This is a genomic window from Pseudomonas sp. P867, from assembly GCF_019891455.1.
GTDB lineage: Bacteria > Pseudomonadota > Gammaproteobacteria > Pseudomonadales > Pseudomonadaceae > Aquipseudomonas > Aquipseudomonas synxantha_A.
On sequence record NZ_JAFLXB010000008.1, the window covers coordinates 193,918 to 200,232 of the forward strand.

Below are 6,315 nucleotides of genomic sequence, written 5' to 3' on the forward strand. Positions count from 1 at the left end.
GAGAATGATGTGGGGTCGCCTGGCGGCCATTCCTCAAGAATTCTCCAAGGGTCGATACTGAACATGGTCAAAGACTTCGACAGCAATGAGAATGCCGGCAATGCGTCCGGGTCGGATACCCACCCGCATGCTTTCGACATTGCGATTATCGGGCTGGCGGGCCGCTATCCCCAGGCCGAAAATATCGAGGAGCTTTGGGAAAACCTCAAGCTGGGTCGCGATTGCATTACCACGGTCCCTTCGCAACGTTGGGACCACGACGCGATCTATGACCCATCCAAGGGTGTCTCCGGCAAGACCTACAGCAAGTGGGGCGGCTTCCTGCGTGGAGTCGATGAATTCGATCCGCGCTTTTTCAACATTTCACCGCGTGAAGCCGAGATCATGGACCCGCAGGAGCGCCTGTTTCTGCAGTGCGCCTACCACGTGCTCGAGGACGCCGGCTACACACGCCAGAGCTTGAGCGCCAAAGGCCGGGTTGGCGTCTATGTTGGCGTTCAGTACACCGAATACACCGCCTTCAGCACCGCACAGACGCTGGTCGCCGCACTGCCTGCCTCCATCGCCAACCGCGTGTCATTCTTCTGTGATTTTCGCGGCCCCAGCCTCACGCTCGACAGCATGTGCTCATCCTCGCTGACCACTATTCACCTGGCGTGTCAGAGCCTGCGCAGTGGCGAGTCGGAGTACGCCATTGCCGGTGGCGTTAATGTGTCGATCCATCCCAACAAGTACCTGCTGCATGCCCAGGGCCGTTTCGCGTCCAGTGTGGGTTGCTGCAAGACCTTTGGCCAAGGGGGCGACGGCTATGTGCCGGCCGAAGGCGTGGGCGCCGTGTTGCTCAAACCGTTGCCCCAGGCCATCGCCGACGGCGACCGTATCCATGCAGTGATAAAGGGCAGTTCAATCAACCATGGCGGACGGGCGACCGGGTTTACCGTGCCCAAATCGTCGGCCCAGGCCGTGGCCGTGCGTTCGGCGTTGCACCAGGCCGGCCTGGCGTCCAGCGACCTGAGCTACATAGAAGCGCATGGCACCGGCACGGCCCTAGGCGACCTGATCGAAATCGAAGGTTTGCGCACCGTGTTCGAAGCTGACGGCTTTGAACCGCAAACCTGCGCCATCGGCTCGATCAAATCGAATATCGGCCATTGTGAAAGCGCCGCGGGGATAGCCGGCCTGACCAAGGTCTTGTTGCAGCTCAAGCACCGCCAGTTGGTGCCGTCGCTGCACTCCACGCAGCTCAATCGCAATATTGATTTTGCCGGCAGCCCGTTTCACGTCCAACAAACCCTGGAGCCCTGGCTACCCAAGGGCGCCGCCGATGCTGTGCAACCGCGCCGTGCAGGTATTTCGTCATTTGGTGCCGGCGGTTCGAACGCGCACCTGGTGGTCGAGGAGTATTCCCCCCAGGCGCAGGCCCACACCCACGTACCGACGTTGCCGAGCGACGTCCTCATCGTGCTGTCGGCACGCACGCATGAGCGCCTGCAGGCGGTAGCGGCGCTGTTGCTGGGGCGCCTGGAGCAAACGCCACTGGCCTGCGACCTGGCGGGTTTGCATGATCTTGCCTACACCTTGCAGGTGGGCCGCGAAGCCCTGGACGCGCGGGCCGCGTTCACGGCCCAATCAGTGCAGGTGCTCAAGGAACGCTTGGTTGCCTTGGCAGACGGGGCCCAGCATCCCGACGTGCTCATTGGCCAGGCGCTCAAGCCGGTACGCCTGCGTGCGGGCGAAACGGCGGTGCCAGTGCAATCGCCGGCCATGGACGATAACCAGGCGGTGATGCGTCACTGGGTCAGCGGCGGTCAGGTCGAGTGGGCGCAGTTGTATCAAGGGTTCCAGCCGGCCCGAATCAGCCTGCCGCTGTACCCGTTCGTTCGGGAACGCTGCTGGGTGCCACCTGCGCCGCAGACTGCAGTGCTCGGGCGCTTCGCTGCACCCGGCGACGGCCCGCATCCGCTGCTGTCACGACAGATCACGGCAGGTGACAGCCAGCAATTTGAAGCGCAGTTTTGCGGCGACGAATTTTTTCTCGACCACCACCGTGTCAACGGGCGCAAGGTGCTGCCGGGCGTGGTCTACCTCGAAATGGCGCTGGCGGCGCTTTCGCGGGTTTCTGGGCAAGCCGACCTGGCCCTGAACAGCATCCTGTGGGTGCGCCCCTTTGAGTGCTTTAACGATCCAGTCACCCTTACCCTGGCTGTGGAACAGGCTCGTAAGGGCAGCGGTTGGGAGTTCGAGTTCTTTGCCTGGCTTACCCGTGAGCCGGGGGGCGAACCGGTGCGCCAGGTCTATTGCCGCGGCCAGGCGTCGGTGCCTGCAGAGCCCGCCCCCCTGGCCCACCTGGACGTGAACGCACTCGCGGCGCTGGCGCAAGGCGCGGCGTCGACCACCGAGTTCTATCGCCATTTTGCCGCCGTTGGTATCGAATATGGCCCTGGCCATCAGGGCCTGCATGCCTTGCGTGGCGGCGCCGAGCAAGTGCTGGGGCATGTGCGCTTGCCAGACTTCCTCAAGCCGGGTGATGAGTTCCGCTTGCATCCTTGTCTGCTCGACAGTGCACTGCAGGCAGCCATGGGTTTCACCACAGGCAGTGAGTCATCGCAAGGGCCCCAGGTGCCTTTCTCCCTGGAGCAATTGACTCTGGGCCGTTCCAGGCGCACACCCGCCTGGGTGAGGCTTACTGCACACACATCGGGTGGCGGTCGTGGCAGCTTTGCCTTCGATGTGGAGGTGTTCGACGCTCAAGGCGAGCCCTGTGTGCATCTGCATGGCCTGCGCTCACGGGTCATGGCACGAGCGCCTGCGCCGCCCAGCCTGGCCTTGATGACACCCGGCCTTGAGGCATTTGTCGAACCTGCTTGGGCCGGCCTTTCACACGCTCACCGGATTTACCTGTGCCCGGGCAGCGAAGCTTACGCCGCCCAGGTTGCCGAGCACTTTCCCCAAGCCCAATGCGTACTGCTCGAATCCGGCGATGATCAGGGGCTGACATTGCCTGAGCGCTACTGCCGGGCCGCGCAAGCATTGAGCGAGCACCTGCGCCAATTACCGCACGACGGGCAAGGTTGCCTGGCGCAACTGGTCGTCGCCGACGACGATAGCTCAGGCCTGTTCGCCGGGTTGTTCGGGCTGCTGCGATCATTTGCCCGCGAGCAAACTTCATTGCGGGTGCAACTGCTCCACCTGCAGCCGGGCGATGCGTTGCCGCCACTGGTGCAGAGCGCCTGCACCGCAGATGCGGAACTCGCCCTGCACCGTCATGATGGTCAACTGTTCAGCGCCAGCTGGCAGCGCCGGCCTGACGAACAACTGCCGGCCGAGCCGGGTGCCGCGCCGTGGAAACCTACGGGGGTTTACCTGCTCACGGGAGCTTCTGGCGCCCTGGCACGCAGCATCGCGCTGGATATCGCCCGCGCAGCAGAGGGCGTGAGCCTGGTACTGGTGGGGCGTGGAGTGCCGGATGACGACATGGCGGCCCATATCGAGCAACTCGAGAGCTTGGGCGCGCAGGTGTTGCATCGCACGGCCGACCTCGCGGACGCGACAGCTTTACGCGCACTTGTGCAGGAAGTATCAGCTCGCGTGGGATCGCTCACGGGTGTGCTGCACATCGCCGGCTGTCGTCAGGATGGGTTGCTCAGGAACAAATCGGCCGAGCACCTGCGCCAGGTGTTGCTGCCCAAGGTTGACGGCCTGTGGAACCTGGACTGCGCGACGCAAGACCAGCCCCTGGAGTTCTTCCTGGCCTTTGCCTCCATCGCGGGTGCCTTGGGGAATGCGGGTCAAAGCGACTATGCCTGCGCCAACGCGTTCATGGATCAATTCGCTGAATATCGTAATCGACAGGTGGCTGACGGCACTCGACAGGGCCATACCATCGCGATCGACTGGCCGCTGTGGGAGGACGGAGGCATGCAGTTGAGCCCTGAGCACATGGGCGCGATGACCAAGGCAACCGGTCTGCGGCCTTTGGCGACGACGCAGGGACTACAGGTGCTGCGCCATATCATCCACCAAGGCGGCGCACGCTGGTTGGTACTGCCAGGGCAGGGCGCCACCTTCGAGGCACTGGTAGCCGGGCTTGGCGTGGGGGTTGCCGCTGCCGTGGCACCGCGCAGTCAGGTGGACCCAAGCGATACTTTGCGTGGGCTGGTCGGGCAGATCCTCAAAGTCGACGCGCAAGAGATCGACGACACCACGGCATTTGCGGACATGGGCTTTGACTCGGTGATGCTGACCGAGCTGGCAACCGCCATCAATCGCACCTACACACTCGAACTGGGTACCGCGGCGCTGTTTGAGCATCCGACGCTGCAAGCACTGGCGGCGCACCTGCAAGGGGCGCGGACGGCCGAATCGCAGCCGCCGGCACCGGGCTTGACCCGGGCGCAGGTTGCCCAGGGCGTGCGGGAAGTGGTCGCCGAGGCCCTCAAAGTGCGTTTGGAGGACATCGGCGATGATGATCCCTGGAGTGACTACGGGATGGACTCGGTGAGCAGTGTCCAAATGACCGGGCTGCTCAACGAACGCTTCGATATCCAATTGGCCGCCGATACGTTCCAGGCTTTTGGCAACGTGCTTGAATTGACCACCGCGATTGCCGACATCCAGGTGGTGATGGCGTGTGCCGATATCGAGCGCCAGCCCAGCGCTGGCGGTGGGGTAATTGCTGATACAGCGCTGCTCGATGAGTTGGTGGCATTGGTGTGTCAATTGTTGAAAACCGTCGCGGGCGATATCGACCCGCACACCGATCTGCATGACTTCGGTTTCGACTCGGTACTGCTGACTCAACTGTTGGCACAGATCAGCAGTACCTACGGCGTCGAACTCGACCCCGGGAGTGTTCTGGAAGATGCGACCGTGGCCGGTTTGGTGGCTCAGGTACAGGCGCAGCGCCATGGCGCAGAGCCGGCTTCGCTGCGGGTGCCGCAGGTGCAGGAGCGCCCGGCTCCTCAACGCGTGGTTACCCTGGCGGAGCCTGAGCAACGGGCCGACCGGCAAAGCCCGGTCGTGGTGCTGTTATCGGCCGGCAGTGCGGCGCAGTTACGGCAGGTGGCGGACAACTTGTTGCACCTGATCGACGGCCAGGCCGACCATGACGTGGACCTGCACACCCTCGCCAGGGTGACCCAGGCCGGCAGTGGCTTGATGCCCGTACGGTTGGGGCTCAGTGTGGTCAGCCTGGAGGCATTGGCCGAGCAGTTGCGCGCCTATCTGCAAACCGATGAGCACAGCGCTTACGCTCAAGTGGGTAACGCCGAGGTCGATGCCAGTGTGCTCAATCGCGTCATGGCATTGCCAGGCCTGGCCGATCAAGTGCAGGGCTGGCTGGATCAAGGCGGCACCTTGCCGTTATTGCAGCTGTGGTCCCAGGGCCTGGACGTGGATTGGCGTTCGCTGGCGGGCGCGGACTCGCCAGCGTCCGCGCTCAGCCGCATGCCTGCGTCGCCGTTGCGTGAGCCCGCCCCGGTCGTGACGCTGCTCAATCACGCTGGCGAGCAAGGGCTCTTCTGTTTCCCCGCCGCGGGTGCGGGCGCGCAGTCTTTTCATGCATTGGCCGCGGCCCTTGGCGATGTCGCGCAGTTGCAGGTGCTGGAGTACCCACCGCTGGATACGCAGGCACCGCCAGATCTGTCGATGCAGCGCATGGTCGCTGCGCATGTTCATACCGTCACCCGTCGCTGCCCCGCTGGCGTCGTCCGTTTGCTCGGACACTCTTTTGGGGCCAGCGTGGCTTTCGAGGTGGCGGTTGAACTCCAGGCACGCGGACGCCAGGTGCAGTTGTTCATGCTCGACAGCTTTTTCTATGTACCTCAAGAGCTTCAAGGTGAGGTGTTGACCAGCGCGCAGTTGCGCTACTTCCTGGGTGATACACCGCTCTGCGCACGCCTGCTGGACGCCCAGGACAAAGGCGCCGTGGTGTCCCTCAAGCAGGTACGCGAGCTGATGCGTGATGCCAGCCTCAACCAGGGCCCCGCACAGGGTCCGGGTGCATGGCTGGCGGCGCAGATCGCCATGAGTGTCGACTATCGCCCCACCCACACCTTCACCGGCGACACCTGCGTGATCATCGCGGCGCAAAGCATTCTCGGCGCAAGCAGTCTTCCCCACACCCTGGCGCGCTATTGCGCCTACCTGACCGCGAGCCCCCATGTGGCCACGGTGGACGGTGGCCATATGTCGATGCTCAACCCGGGCAACGTCCATACCTTGGCGCGTGCGCTACGCCTGCACCTTGATACACCGGGTGGTAAGTCCCAAGGGCGACGCGCAGGCGAATTCTGAAGGTGGAGCGGCAAGGCTCCG

General features: G+C 63.7%; 1 protein-coding gene. It reads left to right on the top strand.

The window, feature by feature from the left end:
- The first annotated feature begins 63 nt into the window (after positions 1–63).
- Positions 64–6,294 carry an SDR family NAD(P)-dependent oxidoreductase gene (locus tag J1G33_RS16805; RefSeq protein ID WP_223018433.1) on the top strand — a complete coding sequence of 2,077 codons (6,231 nt, stop codon included), beginning with the start codon at positions 64–66 and terminating at the stop codon, positions 6,292–6,294.
- Positions 6,295–6,315: the final 21 nt, after the last annotated feature.

Coding starts and splice junctions, on each gene's coding strand:
- J1G33_RS16805 (WP_223018433.1), top strand. CDS start 64: ATGGTCAAAGACTTCGACAGCAATGAGAATGCCGGCAATGCGTCCGGG.